Origin of the sequence: Mucilaginibacter gracilis (assembly GCF_003633615.1) — a bacterium.
In the GTDB taxonomy this organism is placed as follows: domain Bacteria; phylum Bacteroidota; class Bacteroidia; order Sphingobacteriales; family Sphingobacteriaceae; genus Mucilaginibacter; species Mucilaginibacter gracilis.
Window position 1 is genome coordinate 5,783,506 of record NZ_RBKU01000001.1, and the last position, 16,792, is coordinate 5,800,297.

The following is a 16,792-nucleotide window of genomic DNA, read 5'->3' on the forward strand; positions in this document are numbered from 1 at the left end:
GGAATCAAAACCCATTGGTGTAATCATCAAAAAAATTTGTGTAATCATAATTAACAATAAACAAAACAAACAAATAGTAAACCGGTGTAATCATAAACCCACCGGTGAAATCTAAACAACAAAAATCATGGCAGTATTAAATTTCGGCGGAACTGATGAGAATGTAGTAACCCGCGAAGAGTTTCCGTTAGCTAAAGCTCAGGAAGTATTAAAAAACGAAACTGTAGCAGTTATCGGTTACGGTGTACAAGGCCCCGGACAGGCACTTAACCAAAAAGACAATGGCATCAACGTAATTGTTGGTCAGCGTAAAGATTCAAAATCATGGGACAAAGCAGTTCGTGATGGTTTTGTACCCGGCGAAACACTTTTTGAAATTGAAGAAGCATTAGAAAAAGGAACCATTATTTGCTACTTATTAAGCGATGCTGCTCAAATAGCACTTTGGCCAACAGTTAAAAAACACTTAACTCCTGGTAAAGCATTATATTTTTCGCATGGTTTTGGTATCACTTTTAAAGAGCAAACCGGCATCATCCCTCCTGCTGATGTTGACGTATTTTTGGTTGCTCCAAAAGGATCGGGTACTTCGTTGCGCCGTATGTTTTTACAAGGCCGTGGCTTAAATTCAAGCTACGCCATCTTCCAGGATGCAACTGGTAAAGCGTCTGATCGCGTTATCGCTTTAGGTATTGCAGTTGGTAGCGGTTACCTGTTCGAAACTAACTTCAAAAAAGAAGTTTATAGCGATTTAACCGGCGAGCGTGGTACTTTAATGGGTTGTATCCAGGGTATTTTCGCTGCTCAGTACGATGTATTGCGTTCTAAAGGCCACACGCCGTCTGAAGCATTTAACGAAACTGTTGAAGAGTTAACACAATCGTTAATGCCATTAGTTGCCGAAAACGGTATGGATTGGATGTACGCCAATTGCTCAACTACAGCACAACGTGGTGCGTTAGATTGGTGGAAAAAATTCCGTGATGCTACTAAACCGGTATTTGAAGAATTATACGAAAGTGTTGCTACAGGCAAAGAATCTCAACGCTCTATTGACTTGAACAGCCAGCCAGATTACCGCGTAAAACTTGATGCTGAATTAGCAGAACTACGCGATAGCGAACTTTGGCAAGCCGGCAAAACTGTACGCAGCTTACGCCCCGAAAACCAACCGGTAGAAGCATAATTTTAAGATAGTATCAAGTAGCGGGTATCAAGTAGCAAGACAAGTATCTAACTACAAAATACCAACTACTTGATACTTGATACTAACTACTTGATACTAATACAAATGGGAAAAACATTATTTGATAAAATTTGGGATGCACACGTCGTCAGCAGTAACGAGGGGTTTCCTGATGTGCTGTATATCGACACACATTTTATACACGAAGTAACCAGTCCGCAGGCTTTTGATGGTTTGCGCGATAGAGGCCTGCCGGTTTTCCGCCCAAAACAAACCGTTGCCACCGCCGATCATAATGTTCCCACTATAGATCAGCATTTACCCATAAAAGAAGAACTTTCACGCTATCAGGTTGATATGCTTACCAAAAACTGTGCAGAGTTTGGTGTTGAGCTTTACGGGCTTGGCCATCCTTTCCAGGGAATTGTGCATATTATTGGCCCCGAGTTAGGCATAACGCGCCCAGGCGGTACTTATGTTTGCGGCGATAGCCACACCTCAACACACGGTGCATTTGGCGCCATTGCGTTTGGTATAGGCACCAGCCAGGTTGAGCAGGTAATGGCTACACAATGCTTGTTACAGCAACGCCCAAAACGAATGAAAATTGAAGTAAACGGCCAATTAAACAAGGGCGTTACTGCTAAAGATATTATACTGTACATTATAGCCCAAATATCTGCCGCTGGCGGTACGGGTTATTTTGTTGAATACGCAGGCGATACCATCCGCTCGTTAAGTATGGAGGGCCGCATGACCATCTGTAACATGAGCATAGAAATGGGTGCGCGCGGCGGATTAATTGCTCCCGATGAAACTACTTTTGAATATGTTAAAGGCCGCGAATTTGCACCCAAAGGTAAAGATTGGGATAAGGCCTTAGCTTATTACAAAACTTTATATACCGATGCCGACGCCCAATTTGATAAGGTTTTAACCTTTAACGCCGCCGACATTGAACCGATGATTACCTACGGCACAAACCCGGGAATGGGAATTGGCATTACACAAAGCACCCCTGCTACCGAAAGCATTGAGGCCGAAGAGCAATCATCCTACAAAAAAGCCTTGGCTTACATGGGTATTGATGATAACGCTCCAATTTTGGGCAAAGCTGTTGATTATGTTTTTATTGGTAGCTGCACCAACGCCCGCATTGAGGACTTGCGCGAGGTTGCCCAGTTTGTAAAAGGCAAACACAAGGCCGATAACATAACCGCCTGGATAGTACCCGGATCAAAACAGGTGCAGGAACAAGCCATCCGCGAAGGTTTGGACAAGGTATTTATTGAAGCTGGCTTTGCTTTACGCGAACCAGGCTGCAGCGCCTGCCTGGGTATGAATGAAGATAAAATTCCGGCTGGCAAATATTGCGTTTCAACATCAAACAGAAACTTTGAAGGCCGGCAAGGGCCAAACTCGCGCACGTTTTTAGCAAGCCCGCTAACGGCTGCTGCTACCGCGGTAACCGGGGTAATAACGGATGTGCGGACTATGCTGGAATCAGAATTTGCAGAATTTGTCTGAACCAGAATTACACGAATTAAGAAATTAACATAATTTATGTGTGTCTGTTATCAATTTGAATTCAGTAAATTCTTTAATTCCAAAAATTCTGGTTCAGACAAATTCTGGTTCGAATTCCCGTTCAATCAAATAATTCAAATAAATGGAGTTTAACGATTGCACAGGCAAAATAATAGGTTGCTCAATGCGGGTGCATAGTACGTTAGGTAACGGGTTTCAGGAGGTTATATACCAGCGGGCTTTAGAAATTGAAATGGGCATTGAGTGTTTGCAATTTAGCAGGGAAATGGAGATGCCCATTTTTTACAGAGAACAGCAAATAGGCGCAAGGCGGGTTGATTTTTTTGTAGAAGGTGAAATAATGGTAGAACTAAAAGCAATAATAGAATTGCAAGATGTGCATTTAGCACAGGCCATTAATTATTTGGAAGCCTATAACATGCAAGTTGGCTTATTAATAAACTTTGGAGGCCGAAGCCTTCAATTTAAAAGATTGATAAATAAAAAGTATAGACTCTGAGCCGGAATTACGCGAATTAAAGAATTAATAGAATTTTGAAAATCAAAAGAGTTAATTCGGCTAATTCTTTAATTCGTGCAATTCCGGTTCAGACGATTGTAAATTCTGATCACACAATGGCGACTAAAATATTTAAACACTTACAATCTACCGTGGTTCCGGTGCATATCGAGAATATTGATACCGACCAGATTATTCCGGCGCGTTTTTTAAAGGCTACTACGCGTGAGGGCTTTGGTAATAACCTTTTTCGCGATTGGCGTTTTGATGAAAATGATAATCCTAAAACCGATTTCATTTTAAACAACCCGCTTTATTCGGGTAAAATATTGGTGGCAGGTAAAAACTTTGGTTGCGGAAGCAGCAGGGAACATGCAGCCTGGGCACTGGCCGATTACGGTTTTGATGTGGTAGTAAGCAGCTTTTTTGCCGATATTTTTAAAGGCAATGCTTTAAACAATGGCTTGCTGCCCATACAGGTGAGCGATGCTTTTTTAAAAACCATTTTTACGGCTATTGAACAAGACCATACTACCGAAATTGAGGTTGATCTGGAAAAACAAATCATCAAAATAAGCAAAACCGGCGAGCAGGAAACATTTGAAATTAACCCGTACAAAAAAGCCTGTTTAATAAACGGCTATGATGATATTGATTATATTTTGAGTAAAAAGGCGCTGATAGAGGAATACGAAAGCCCCCTAGCCCCCTGAAGGGGGAACAAATAGGGCAGGCTTGATATATAAAATATTATAAACTTTAAAAAATCCCCCTTTAGGGGGCTTGGGGGTATGGGAATAAAAAAACACATATTAGTTATACCGGGCGACGGCATTGGGCCGGAGGTTACAACCTGGGGTAAGGCCGTACTGGAAAATATTGCCGAAGAATACGGACACGAATTTACGTTTGATGGTGCATTAATGGGCCACGCGGCTATCGAGGTAACCGGCAGCCCGCTGCCCGATGATACTTTGGCCAAAGCTAAAGCCAGCGATGCCATACTGTTTGGCGCTATAGGCCACATTAAGTATGATAACGACCCATCGGCAAAGGTTAGGCCCGAGCAGGGTTTGCTAAAAATACGCAAGGAACTGGGGCTTTACGCAAATTTACGCCCTATTATGTTGTTTGATGAACTGCTGGACGCATCGAGCTTAAAGCCTGAGATACTGAAGGGAACGGATATTTTATTTTTCCGCGAGTTAACGGGCGATGTTTACTTTGGCGAGAAAAAACGGTCGGAAGATGGAAATACCGGGTCGGATTTGATGATATACCACCGTTACGAGGTTGAACGCATTGCCGTTAAAGCTTACGAAGCCGCCATGCTACGCAGCAAGCGCCTATGCTCGGTAGATAAGGCTAACGTGTTAGAAACTTCACGCCTTTGGCGCGAGGTGGTACAAGAGGTAGCCAAACGTTACCCGGAAGTTGAAACCGAACACATGTTTATTGATAATGCCGCCATGCAACTGGTTAAAAACCCTAAAAAGTTTGATGTGGTATTAACTGCCAACCTTTTTGGTGATATTTTAACCGACGAGGCATCGCAAATAGCCGGTTCGATGGGAATGTTGGCCTCGGCCTCAATTGGTGATGGAACGGGCTTTTTTGAACCTATACATGGTTCGGCGCATGATATTGCCGGCCAAAACAAGGCTAACCCGCTGGCCTCCATCCTATCGGTAGCGTTAATGCTCGAGATAAGCTTTGGCTTAACCGAAGAAGCAAAACGCATTACCGATGCTATAGACAAAACATTAAAAGCAGGCTACCGCACCGGCGACATTGCCGACGCGCATACCGACCCTGCAAAAATATTAGGCACCAAACAAATGGGCCAAAAGGTTTTACAATATTTAAAAGAAACCGTGTTGAATTAGTATCAAGTAGTTAGTATCATGTATCAAGACGGAAATCTGAAAGCTTGCAAGATACTAACTACTTGATACATGATACTAAATACTCAAATATATGAAATGGAACGCTGAATTATACGACGACAAACATGCATTTGTATTCCAATTTGGAGAAAATGTATTGGAACTACTGGATGTAAAAGCTGGTGAGCGCATTCTTGATCTGGGTTGCGGTACAGGTTATCTGGCACAGCAAATTAAAAACCTGGGGGCCGATGTTGTTGGTACCGATTTATCTCCGGATATGATCGCGAAAGCTAAAGCTACTTACCCCGATGTTGAGTTTGCTGTTGCCGATGCAGGTAATTTTAGCTTCGACCAAAAATTTGACGCCGTATTTAGCAACGCAGCACTGCATTGGGTGAAAGATCATGACGGCATGATGAAATCTGTTTACGATAGCCTTAAACCCCGTGGCCGTTTTGTTGCCGAAATGGGCGGCAAAGGTAACGTTGGTTTGCTTATAGCTGCTACCAAGCAGGTTTTAGCAAAACACGGTTACCACGAGCAAACCAAGGTGCAGGTATGGCGCTTCCCCGGCTTAGGCGAATTTACGCACGAACTGGAAAACCACGGTTTCAGGGTAACCTTCGCTGTTCACTTTGACAGGAAGACACCTTTGCAGGATGGCGACCTGGGCGTTGCAAAGTGGATAACCATGTTTGGCTCGCAATTTTTTGAAGGCGTACCCGCAGATGAAGTGCAAATATTGCTGAAAGAGATAACCGAAATACTGCGGCCCGCTTATAACGAAGATGGGCAATGGTATGCCGATTATAAAAGACTGAGATTTATAGCGGTGAAAGAGTAATCTGAACCGGAATTACACGAATTAAAGAATTGACTCATTTGATTTTCAAAATTCTGTTAATTCTTTAATTCGTGTAATTCTGGTCCAGAAATTTCAAACACAATAAAAATAAAATTAAACAATAACCGATGCAGGGCTACGAACGAAAGTTTTAAACCATACATCCCAAATCAAAAAAAAACGATGTTACACGATCCGAACCATATCTATATTTTCGACACGACGTTGCGCGATGGCGAGCAAGTGCCCGGTTGCCAATTAACAACCCCTGAAAAAGTTGAAATTGCTAAGGAACTGGAATCGCTAGGTGTAGACATTATTGAAGCAGGGTTCCCGGTATCCAGTCCGGGCGACTTTTTGAGTGTGGTTGAAATTTCAAAGGCGGTAAAAAACCCAACCATTTGCGCCCTAACACGTGCCAACAAAGGCGATATTGATGTTGCCGTTGAAGCTTTAAAATATGCCAAAACGCCACGTATACATACGGGCATTGGCGCATCGGATATGCACATCAAATACAAATTTAACAGTACCCGCGAAGAAATTTTAGAGCGCGCCGTTGATGCTGTAAAGTACGCCAAAAAATTTGTTGAAGATATTGAGTTTTACGCCGAAGATGCGGGCCGTGCCGATGTGGAATATTTAGCTTTGATGGTAGAATCGGTTATTGCGGCAGGTGCCACGGTGGTTAACATACCCGATACCAATGGCTATTGCCTGCCCGATCAGTACGGATCGAAGATCAAATACCTTAAAGAAAACGTAAAAAATATTGATAAGGCCATTATATCTGTACATTGCCATAACGATTTGGGTTTGGCTACCGCAAACTCAATAGCCGGTGTGCAAAATGGCGCACGCCAAATTGAATGTACCATAAATGGTATTGGCGAACGCGCAGGCAATACATCAATGGAAGAAGTGGTGATGATATTAAAAACACACCACAGCCTGGGCTTAAACAGCACCATTAACACCAAACATTTTTACGAGTTAAGCAATATGGTAAGCACCATGATGCGGATGCCTGTGCAACCCAACAAGGCCATTGTAGGCAGCAATGCCTTTGCACATAGCTCGGGCATTCACCAGGATGGTTTTTTAAAGCACCGCGAAAACTACGAGATTATTTCGCCAGATGATGTGGGTTTCCCTAATGCCAGCATTATTTTAACTGCACGCAGCGGCAGGCACGCCTTAAAATTCCATTTGAGCCGTTTGGGCCACCATTTAGATAAAGGCGAGCTTGACCAAACCTATAAAACATTTTTAACCCTTGCCGATAGCAAACTTGATATTACCGATGAGGACTTGTTAAAACTGGTTGCCCACCGTTTAGTTAAGCAAGATTAATATGGAAGCACCCACACAAATAACACTGGATTTTAACGCTGCTTATGAGCGTTTAAAACGGATAGTGAAACGTACCCCGCTGGAATTTAATAGTGGCCTGTCGGAAAAATACGGATGCGAGGTTTATTTAAAGCGCGAAGATTTGCAAATTGTACGATCATACAAATTGCGGGGTGCTTATAACATGATATCGCAATTAAACCAGGACCAGTTAAACCGTGGCGTTGTTTGCGCCAGTGCTGGTAACCATGCCCAGGGAGTTGCTTTTTCGTGCAGTAATTTGGGTACTTTGGGTGTAATTTTTATGCCCGAAATTACGCCTAACCAAAAGGTTAAACAAACCGAAATGTTTGGTGCAGGCAAGGTAAAAATAGTTTTGGTGGGCGATACTTTTGATGATTGCCTTGCCGAAGCCTTAGCTTATACCAAAGCCAACAACATGACTTTTATACCGCCTTTTGATAACTACAGCGTTATTGAAGGCCAGGGCACTGTTGGTGTTGAAATACTACAGGATTTACCCGGTGTTGAGGCCGTAATTATGCCCGTTGGCGGTGGTGGCCTTGCTGCCGGAACCGGCAGCTATTTAAAGGATGAAAAACCCGGAGTTTTATTAATTGGCGTTGAGCCGGAGGGCGCGCCATCAATGTTTAAGGCTCTGGAAGCGCATGAGCCTGTTACACTGCCACAAATAAACCGTTTTGTTGATGGGGCAGCCGTAAAACGCGTAGGCACATTAACCTACAAGCTTTGCCAGGAAGTGTTAAACCAAATGCTGCTGGTACCCGAAGGAAAAGTTTGCACAACCATACTAAAGCTTTATAACGAAGATGCCATAGTAGTTGAGCCCGCAGGTGCCCTTGCTGTAGCCTCATTGGATTTGGTTAAAGACCAAATAAAAGGCAAAAAAGTTGTTTGCATTATAAGCGGCGGCAACAACGATATTGAACGTATGCAGGAGATAAAGGAGCGCTCGCTGCTGTACGAAGGTTTAAAACACTATTTCATCATCCGTTTTCCGCAAAGACCGGGTGCTTTAAAATTGTTTGTAAACAATGTTTTGGGCCCTCATGATGATATTACCCGTTTTGAATTCATCAAAAAAACTAACCGCGAAAGCGGCCCCGCTTTAATTGGCATCGAACTAAAATCTGCCGACGACTATGGCGCGCTGATGGATAGGATGCAGGAGTTCCGTTTTGAGGTTAAAGAGCTTAACAGAGATCAAACCCTGTTTGAGTATTTGGTGTAAACTTTTTAAACTCCGTCTCCCTATTGCTGTCGCGGCGGTAGGGAGAATATTTTATTGCACGCCCCCCTACCGGCGCATAGTTTTTACTCCCACTGGCCGTATTCAAAATATTTTAAAATTTTAATATCAATCATGCTGCCTTCTCGGTATTTGCCGCGTTGTATATTGAGGGCGCGTAAACGGGTACCATCTTTCTCAATCAATATCTCTTCGTAAAAGCCTTTAAATAAAACCTGCGTAACTTTCCATTTTCTTTTCCCAAGGTTTGTTACATCTATCTCTACGTTTTCGGGAGTAATGGCTACGTTGCGGCGGGTTGCAGTTATGCCGCATACCAGTGCTTCATCTTTGTTTAGCACCGAACAGTGCGATAACAGTTGCGCAGTATACAGCATTTTGGGCCGGGCGTACATTTGCGCCGGGGTGCCATGTTCAACCGTTTCGCCATCCTTTAAAACAATAAGTTCGTCGGCCATTGATAATACCTCGGCCGGGTCATGCGATACCATGATAACCGTTAGGCCGGTATCTTTCACTATCTGCCTTATGGTTTGCTGCAATCCCTCCCTAAACGATGCATCAACCTGGTTAAAAGGTTCATCTAAAAACAATATTTCGGGCTTGCTAATTAAAGCGCGGGCAATAGCAACGCGTTGCTTTTCGCCACCGCTCATGTGTGCAACGCGCTGGTCTTTCAATTCAAAAATGCGTAATTGTTTAAGGGCGGTTTCGGTGGCGCTGCGCTTATACTCCAAATTAATGTTTGATAGCAGGGCCGATACGTTTTCCCAGGCCGTGGCAAACAAATTCAGGTCGTCGGTATGCTGGGTTACCATCTTCATTTTGTCGTGGCCGGGTATCAGCTTTTCAACGGGGCCAAGTATCTGTTCGCCTTTAAAAAGCACCTGCCCTTCGTCAGGGTCAAGCAAGCCGTACAGCAATTTAAGCAAGGTACTTTTGCCACTACCGCTTTCGCCAACAATGGCCGTTATTTTACCGGGTTTAAAAGAAAGTATTACGTTGTTTACACCCGACGAGCGGTCTTCCGAATAATTTTTTGTAACTGATATTGCTTGCAAAAAGCTCCCTTTATCCATGCAGGCAAATATACAACAAAACAAAAAACCCCGGACTATGCCGGGGATACTCGTTTATATATAGACGGGTTTAGAAGCCCAGCACCAAACCCACAGATAAGGTTTTTAATCCTTTTTGATCGGGACTGTTTTCAAACATATCGTTAAAGTTATACTTAACATATATACCGTCCGATCCGTAAAGCAACCTAATGAAGCCACTGTACTCAAAGCGGGTGAAATGGAAATCGTTAAAGTTTTTGGTTTTGCCATGTTCGTCGCTAATTTGTTTTTGCATACCATCAATCAGGAAACCGGCTTCGGGGCCAAACATAAAGTGGAACCTTTTACCGTTTTCGTACTCTTTGCTTCGTATGTCAAACGTTAAAGGCATTACAAAGTAATTTGACGAGAGGCGGTTTTTGCTATAAGCAATATCATCCGCACGGTAAGTTAGGGTTGGCGCATCGGGCACAATGCTAATGTTTTTCTTTAAACGGATGAGCGTCCAATCAAAACCACCGTCTAAAGTAACTTTAAAACGATCGTTAAAACGATAACCAAATTTAATTACATCAAAACCAACATTGCTTGTTTTAATTTGGCGGTAATCTAAAAAATCGTTTTTTTGCGATAAGGTAAAGCTGCCATTATCAAGCAAGGTTGCAAAACCAAGGTGAAAATTGGTAAAGGTTAAGCCAAAAGTAAAGCCGGGTTTTGATTTTCTGTCGGCAATTTTTTTACTTAATTTATTAAAGCGATTGTTTACTCCGCTTGTATCGCTTCCCGATCCTATACGCACTCTGAAGTGTTTTTTTGCCCTGGTTGTATCTCTGATAACAGAATCGGCTTTTATTTGTTGGGCGCATAAGCTTCCCATTATTCCGCAAAATATTGCGGTAATTATTAAACGTTTCATATTATATTATTTAAAGTTTTAGATTGAATTAGTTTTCTCTTTTGGCTCTTATCACACCTATGTTTACCCCGGTTACGTTAAAGCTATCATCGTCGCTGTTGTTGGTAAACTCTACCAGTTTATCCTGGCGCTTATCAACTTTGGCTATCACAACATTTAACAAATCGCCCAGGCTGTGTATTCTATGTTTTTTAATCGTTCCGTCAGCTTTTGGGGCAGTGTTATTTACCGGGTTATTTAAAGCTGCCAAAACCGGTGTAGTTGTAGCGGGGGTATTGGTTTTAACAGGCTCAACGCTACTAGCCGGGGTAAAATTACCTTTTACAACATTGGGCGTTTGTATGTTTTGGCCACTATTGCTAACAGGTGGCTTTTCGTTTACAGCTGCAATGTAGGCTGTTGTTGCGCTTTTTGCGGTATCACCTGCATTATAAACCGGTTGCTCTTCTGTTTGGCCAACGCTGGCCCTTGCCACTTGCTGTTTTATTTTTGGCTTAACTACTTCGGCTACATCGTATGTTTGGGTACCGGTAATTTGTGGTTGCACTGCTTCAATTGCAGGGCTGCTTTGGTTTTCTTTAGGTTTAACACTTTCTACCGAAGCACCAAGTTGTATTTTATCATTTTTGGGCCTGATAAAAAACAAGCTGATACCCATAATAATAACTACAGCGGCAGCTATCTGCATAAACCCTATGCCGCCTTTATCTTTCTTTTTACCGTCTAACTCATCGGCTATGTTGTTCCAAACATGTGCCGATGGCTCCATTTCCATATTGGCCAGTTTTGAGCTAAATAACTGGTCAAAATCCTTATCCGACACTTTCATACCGCTTTCCCTCCATTTTTGCTATTTGTTCTTTTAATATTGTTCTGGCCCTCGATAGCTGCGACTTTGAGGCACCCTCTGTTATATTCATTATTTCGCCTATTTCTTTATGCGAGTAACCTTCAATGGCATACATGTTAAACACCATTTTATATCCCGGCGGCAATTGTTGTATAATGGCCAGCAAATCTTGCACGCCTAAGTTTGATGCCGCTACAGGGTCAACAGACTGCTCGGCGCCGGGGGTTTCTATATCCACCACCTGCATCATTTTATGATGCTTGCGGTAGTATTCTATCGAACTGTGTACCATTATCCGGCGAACCCATCCTTCAAACGAACCCTCGTCCCTAAAGTCGTCCAGTTTTTTAAAAACCTTTACAAACCCATTCTGCAACATATCCTCGGCCTCCATCCTATCAGTTGCGTAGCGCATACAAACCGCAAGCATTTTTGATGCAAGCTGCTTATAAAGCATTTCCTGCATTTTTCGATGGCCCTTGCGGCAGCCCTCTATTAATTCGTGTATAGTATATTTATGTTCCAAAAACATCATTTAAAGGTAAGATGAAATAACCGCGCAAATGGTTGCATGGATTTTAACATTTTTTTACAAATTATTTATACCACGCGAAAACACCATGTTTAAAGGGTATTTGTACGGCGGGAAATAAATATTACGCGGTAGTGTTAACGGATAAAATATATAACTTAGCTATATATATGACCATTGAGTTAATTACCAAAGGCAAAATAGCCGATTACATTAAGGATAACTCCGATGCATACGCCTATTTTGTGATGTGGCTTAAGGAATCTAAGTACCGGGACAGGCCAAGGCATCTGGATGCTGACACGCCTGACGGCACTATAATGATAAGCGGACAATTGGGCGCAAGTAACTATGTGATAAAATACAAAGTGAACATTTGGCATAAAACGGCTTACATTATATTTTTTGGTACCAGGAAGGAAGAAATCGTCTATTACGAAAACGAAACGAAAAAACTAATAGCTGAATATCCTGATACAGAATTTATAACTACCTCTGAAACTATTATTGTCTCAGTTAAACCGCCAAATATTTCAGAAAAAAGTCCTGCTTTTTCTAAAACCATTGTACCAAAAGGAGAACACGAAGAATTTATATTTCCCGATCATATAAATAATGACCTTCCTTACCAAACTAAAGAGGAATATGAAAAAAATTTAGATAGAGCTATTACAATATTTAATGCGCAACCAGGTACTAATGAGTTCGAAGAATTAACTACACTGCTTTCGTTAATCAAAGGTTATGAAAGTGCGATATTTAAATTCCCTATGTTTAACATGTTAACGGCGCTTAAATTAAGAATGCAGGATTTTCAGCTTAAACCAAACGACCTAATTTATGCATTTGGCAATAGAAAAGAGGTAGACCTTTTTTTATCGGGCGAAAAAATACCGCCAAATTTAATTTTAAAAAAGGTATATAATATGATGGGATTAAAAATTCTGGCTGATAGAGATGATTTTATACCCAGTTAAGGTTACTTCCTCACCCTGTAATACTTATAAATCTTCACCGCAGACATCAGGATCATCGCGAAAACGATCAATCCCAACACACCAAATATCCAGCCAACACCATCTTTTAATACAGCTAAAAACACAATAGCGAAAAGGAATAACGTTGCCACCTCGTTCCATAGCCGGAGTTGAATGGACGACCAAGTGAATACGCCGCGTTTCATCTGCTTCATTTTTTCGATGCAGATAAAATGATAGGCAACGAGGCCCACTACAAAACACAATTTAATTTTTAACCAGGGTGCATCCATTAAAGCAGGATCTAAAACCATCATGGTGATGCCTGCCGCAAGGGTGATAAACATGGCGGGCGTGGTAATAATATTCATGAGCTTACGCTCCATGATGTGGAATTGAGCCGATAGTATATCACGCTCAATATCCGACTTTTGCTGCGCCTCGGTATGATAAATAAACAGCCGAACCATATAAAACAGCCCCGCCATCCAACATACAACAAATATGATGTGTATCGCTTTTATGTATAAGTACATACGTAACCCCCTAGCCCCCTAAAAGGGGAATTTTAATGTCCTATGTTTACCCCATAGCCCCCTAAAGGGGGAATTTAATGTCCTATGTTTGCGCCCCAGTCCCTAAAGCAGAGCCGATGTCCTCTCCCTCATTCGTTCCCCCTTCAGGTGGTTAGGGGGCTATACTCCTTAATAATTTGCACCGCATACTTCACGTTATCAAACGGAATATCGGGCATAATGCCATGGCCCAGGTTGAATATAAAGCCGGGTTCGCCACGCATACGCTCAAATAGTTTATAAATGCGATCTTTTATCACAGCTTTATCGGCATACAAAATATGCGGGTCGAGGTTGCCTTGTACGGCTGTGCCTTGCGGTAAACGTTTTTTAATATCAAGCAAATCAACATTCCAGTCAATTGATATTACATCGGGTTTGGCTTCGGCCATTAGCGGAGCAAATACCGAGCTACCCTTACAAAACGATATTACCGGAATATCCTTACGGTTTAGTTTGCTGATGATCTCGACAATGTAACGGTGCGAAAACTCTTTATAATCGTCCCACGCCAGGGCTTGCGCCCAGCTATCAAATATTTGTACGGCATTTACGCCGGCTGCAATTTGCAGGTTTAAGTAATCGGCTGTTACCTGCGCTATTTTTGATAGCAATTGGTGAGCCATTGCGGGCTCGTTATGCAACATAAGTTTGGTGAGCTTAAAATCTTTAGACGAACCACCCTCAACCAAATAGCTCATTACCGTAAAGGGTGCCCCGGCAAAGCCTATTAATGGTATTTTATTATTTAAGCGTTGTTGTATAACCTTAATGGCATCGGCAACATATTGTAGCTTATCGCCAACGTTAACCTGTAGGTTATCAATATCTTTTTGGGTGCGAACGGGGTTTGCAAACCGCGGACCAACATTGGCCGTAAAACTTAAATCGCCACCCATTGCCTCGCCAGTTACCAATATATCCGAAAACAGTATGGCGGCATCAATATCCAGCAAATTAACGGGTAACATGGTTACATCGGCGGCAAGCTCTGGCGTTTTGCACATTTCTAAAAACGAATACTTGTTTTTAATATCCCAGTACTCTTTCATAAAACGGCCGGCCTGGCGCATCATCCACACGGGTGGCCGTTCGGTTGTTTCACAAAATGCGGCTTTAATAAATAACGAATCCTTCATATATCATAAAAAAAAGGCCGTTTAACTTGCCTTTTGGTTTTTTAATTCTTTTTCAAGGCGGGCAATTACATCTTTCATTTTGGCACTAATTTTATCTTCCTGCCGGGTTGCCAATTTTAAATAGGTTTCGGCCTTTTCGTAATTTTTTTGGCGCAGGCCAATATTGGCTACATGGGCAAGTGCGGCCACGTGGTCGTTAGCTGATCGTAGCGGAAACTGCGCTGCCAGTTCGTAATGCTTTTCGGCGGCATCAAAATTGTTTTTTTTGAGGCATATACCGCCCAGCATAAACTCATAAAAACCGCGCCGTTTACTGCTCAACCACTCCGGTTTGTAAATTTGCATCAACAACTCTTCGGCGCGTTCGTAATCATTATTATGATAATGCTTTGCCGCCAAAATTATTGGCCCTTCCCTAAAATACCCCCACACCAGTATAAAAACAAACATGCCCGATATTGCGGCCAGTTGGTAATTATACTTGTAAATAAAAAAAGCCAGGGCTAGGGTAAACAAGCCTGTAACTAGTAGCCGTGCCTGGTTGGTAAACATTTAATGCTGATCGGTAAATTTGTAACCTACGCCGCGGATAGAGTGGAAATAAACCGGATTTTTAGGATCGGGCTCAAAATACTTGCGAAACGTTAGTATAAAATTATCAATGGTACGGGTTGATGGGTAAACATCATAGTTCCAAACGGTTTCTAATATCTGCTCGCGCGATACGGCATCATTGCGGCGCTCTATAAGCAGCTTTAACAGCATGGTTTCCTTTTTGGTTAAAGGAGTGATAGAACCATCGGCGTTTACCAACTCAAAGGAGTTAAAATGAATGGTTTTACTGCCAATTTTATAGCTGTTAAACTCTTTAAGGTCATCGCCTTTAAGGCTACGTTTAATCAGGTTGTTTACACGCAGTATTAACTCTTCCAGGTTAAATGGCTTGGTTAAATAATCGTCGGCACCTTTTTTAAGGCCGGCAACTTTGTCTTCGGTTGTATTTTTAGCGGTAAGAAACATGATGGGCACTTCCGAGTTTTCTAAACGGATAGTTTCGGCCACTACAAAACCATCAATCTCGGGCATCATTACATCCAGTATAACCAGGTTAAAGCGCTCTTCTTTAAATTTTTGGAGTGCCTTTTTGCCATTGTTGGCGGTTGATACCTTGTAACCTTCCAGTTCGAGGTTTAGCTTAATGGCTTCGAGTAAATGCTCTTCGTCTTCTGCCAGTAAAATTCTTTTTTTATTCGGCATTGTGTTTTATTTATATGGTTTACTTTTTACCCGAAAACGACTTCAAACACACTTCCCTTAGGTCGGTTATCGCGGATGTTTATACTTGCTTCGTGTTTATCCAACACTTGTTTTACAATAAATAAGCCTAAACCAGTACCCTTGGTATTGCGGGTATCCTCGTTACCTACACGGTAAAACTTATCAAATATATGTAGCTTTTCCGAATCGGCTATACCAATCCCGTTATCGGCAACGGTTAAATGCACCTCGTTGTTTTTACGAAACAGTTTTACGTTTACCACTTCGCACGGTGCCGAGTATTTTACGGCATTTTCTATCAGGTTATTTACTACCGATGTAAGCGTAAATTTATCGCCCGTTATTTCAACCTGTGGTTCAATTTCGGCATTAATAATTTGCTCGTTACAATCGCACTTGTTAATTTGCAGGCGGTTAACTACGCCGTCAACCAGTAACGAAAGGTTAAATTTTTCTTTAGGGAAGGTATAAGTTTCGCTATCAATTTTGGTTGCCAGCAGCATGTTTTCAACCAAATCGTCAAGGCGCTCAATATCCTGCAGGCATTTTTCAATAAAATTAATGCGTTGTTGTTTATTCAAATCGCGCATTTGCATGGTTTGCAAAAACAACTTTATTGATGCCAGAGGCGATTTTAGCTCGTGCGTAACCGATAACAAAAAGTTTTTTTGGCGCAAATGTAACTGCCGCTCCTTGTTAATGGTTTTGTGCAGGTGATATGCACCTACCAGTAAAATAAAAAGGAAAACCGATAGCTCGCCACATATCATGGCCAGTTTGCCGGGGCGTGCGCGCACAAGTAATACGGCCCACCAAAACAGCTCGGCACAGGCATAAATTATTAAAAAATAAAATATTACAAATGGCTTTTTCAT

At 42.1% G+C, this 16,792-nt stretch carries 18 protein-coding genes; 9 read left to right on the forward strand and 9 right to left on the reverse strand.

The genetic code is table 11. The features are described from left to right. Positions 1-127 precede the first annotated feature (127 nt). The 8 genes from ilvC (at position 128) to ilvA (ending at position 8,571) form a co-directional block, all read left to right on the forward strand. Positions 128-1,186, forward strand: coding sequence for a ketol-acid reductoisomerase (ilvC, locus tag BDD43_RS25720; RefSeq protein WP_121201054.1), 1,059 nt, complete (start codon positions 128-130; stop codon positions 1,184-1,186). Between the two features lie 105 nt (positions 1,187-1,291). After that, positions 1,292-2,713: a 3-isopropylmalate dehydratase large subunit gene (gene leuC, locus BDD43_RS25725; RefSeq protein ID WP_121201056.1), complete on the forward strand. Its 1,422-nt coding sequence runs from the start codon at positions 1,292-1,294 to the stop codon at positions 2,711-2,713. 142 nt (positions 2,714-2,855) lie between these two features. After that, entirely contained in the window at positions 2,856-3,233 is a 378-nt protein-coding gene (locus BDD43_RS25730) for a GxxExxY protein (protein ID WP_121201057.1), read from the forward strand. A 116-nt stretch (positions 3,234-3,349) separates the two neighbouring features. Continuing rightward, the gene (gene leuD / locus BDD43_RS25735; RefSeq protein WP_121201059.1) at positions 3,350-3,946 is read left to right on the forward strand and encodes a 3-isopropylmalate dehydratase small subunit; all 597 of its coding nucleotides are present in this window, start codon (positions 3,350-3,352) and stop codon (positions 3,944-3,946) included. Between the two features lie 84 nt (positions 3,947-4,030). Further along, positions 4,031-5,119 carry a 3-isopropylmalate dehydrogenase gene (leuB, locus tag BDD43_RS25740; RefSeq protein ID WP_121202127.1) on the forward strand — a complete coding sequence of 363 codons (1,089 nt, stop codon included), beginning with the start codon at positions 4,031-4,033 and terminating at the stop codon, positions 5,117-5,119. Positions 5,120-5,210: 91 nt separating this feature from the next. Next, positions 5,211-5,966: a class I SAM-dependent methyltransferase gene (locus BDD43_RS25745; protein WP_121201062.1), complete on the forward strand. Its 756-nt coding sequence runs from the start codon at positions 5,211-5,213 to the stop codon at positions 5,964-5,966. A 183-nt stretch (positions 5,967-6,149) separates the two neighbouring features. Continuing rightward, on the forward strand, positions 6,150-7,319 hold the full coding sequence (locus BDD43_RS25750) for a 2-isopropylmalate synthase (RefSeq protein ID WP_121201064.1): 1,170 nt from the start codon (positions 6,150-6,152) through the stop codon (positions 7,317-7,319). 1 nt (position 7,320) lies between these two features. Further along, positions 7,321-8,571 (forward strand): threonine ammonia-lyase IlvA, encoded by a 1,251-nt coding sequence (ilvA, locus tag BDD43_RS25755; RefSeq protein WP_121201066.1) that lies wholly within the window; start codon positions 7,321-7,323, stop codon positions 8,569-8,571. Between the two features lie 83 nt (positions 8,572-8,654). On the opposite strand, the gene BDD43_RS25760 is transcribed toward ilvA, so the two are convergent. The 4 genes from BDD43_RS25760 to BDD43_RS25775 form a co-directional block, all read right to left on the reverse strand. Continuing rightward, entirely contained in the window at positions 8,655-9,668 is a 1,014-nt protein-coding gene (locus tag BDD43_RS25760; RefSeq protein ID WP_121201068.1) for an ABC transporter ATP-binding protein, read from the reverse strand. A 70-nt stretch (positions 9,669-9,738) separates the two neighbouring features. Beyond that, the gene (locus BDD43_RS25765; protein WP_121201070.1) at positions 9,739-10,566 is read right to left on the reverse strand and encodes a PorT family protein; all 828 of its coding nucleotides are present in this window, start codon (positions 10,564-10,566) and stop codon (positions 9,739-9,741) included. Between the two features lie 28 nt (positions 10,567-10,594). Then, positions 10,595-11,395, reverse strand: coding sequence for a hypothetical protein (locus tag BDD43_RS25770; protein ID WP_121201072.1), 801 nt, complete (start codon positions 11,393-11,395; stop codon positions 10,595-10,597). After that, a complete protein-coding gene (locus BDD43_RS25775; RefSeq protein WP_121202128.1) occupies positions 11,379-11,948 on the reverse strand; it encodes an RNA polymerase sigma factor in 570 nt (189 codons plus the stop codon). The genes BDD43_RS25770 and BDD43_RS25775 overlap by 17 nt, the downstream gene beginning before the upstream one ends. A gap of 170 nt (positions 11,949-12,118) precedes the next feature. On the opposite strand from BDD43_RS25775, the gene BDD43_RS25780 reads away from it, so the two are divergent. Next, positions 12,119-12,925: a hypothetical protein gene (locus BDD43_RS25780; protein ID WP_147425740.1), complete on the forward strand. Its 807-nt coding sequence runs from the start codon at positions 12,119-12,121 to the stop codon at positions 12,923-12,925. Positions 12,926-12,927: 2 nt separating this feature from the next. Here BDD43_RS25780 and hemJ read toward each other — a convergent pair whose 3' ends face one another. The 5 genes from hemJ to BDD43_RS25805 all read right to left on the reverse strand — a co-directional run bounded on the left by hemJ (position 12,928) and on the right by BDD43_RS25805 (position 16,792). Continuing rightward, the gene (hemJ, locus tag BDD43_RS25785) at positions 12,928-13,461 is read right to left on the reverse strand and encodes a protoporphyrinogen oxidase HemJ (RefSeq protein ID WP_121201076.1); all 534 of its coding nucleotides are present in this window, start codon (positions 13,459-13,461) and stop codon (positions 12,928-12,930) included. Positions 13,462-13,604: 143 nt separating this feature from the next. Then, the gene (gene hemE, locus BDD43_RS25790) at positions 13,605-14,639 is read right to left on the reverse strand and encodes a uroporphyrinogen decarboxylase (protein WP_121201078.1); all 1,035 of its coding nucleotides are present in this window, start codon (positions 14,637-14,639) and stop codon (positions 13,605-13,607) included. 21 nt (positions 14,640-14,660) lie between these two features. Continuing rightward, on the reverse strand, positions 14,661-15,191 hold the full coding sequence (locus tag BDD43_RS25795; RefSeq protein WP_121201080.1) for a tetratricopeptide repeat protein: 531 nt from the start codon (positions 15,189-15,191) through the stop codon (positions 14,661-14,663). After that, entirely contained in the window at positions 15,192-15,896 is a 705-nt protein-coding gene (locus BDD43_RS25800; protein WP_121201082.1) for a response regulator transcription factor, read from the reverse strand. It abuts the gene before it with no gap. Positions 15,897-15,922: 26 nt separating this feature from the next. After that, positions 15,923-16,792, reverse strand: a complete 870-nt coding sequence (locus BDD43_RS25805; protein ID WP_121201083.1) for a sensor histidine kinase — start codon at positions 16,790-16,792, stop codon at positions 15,923-15,925.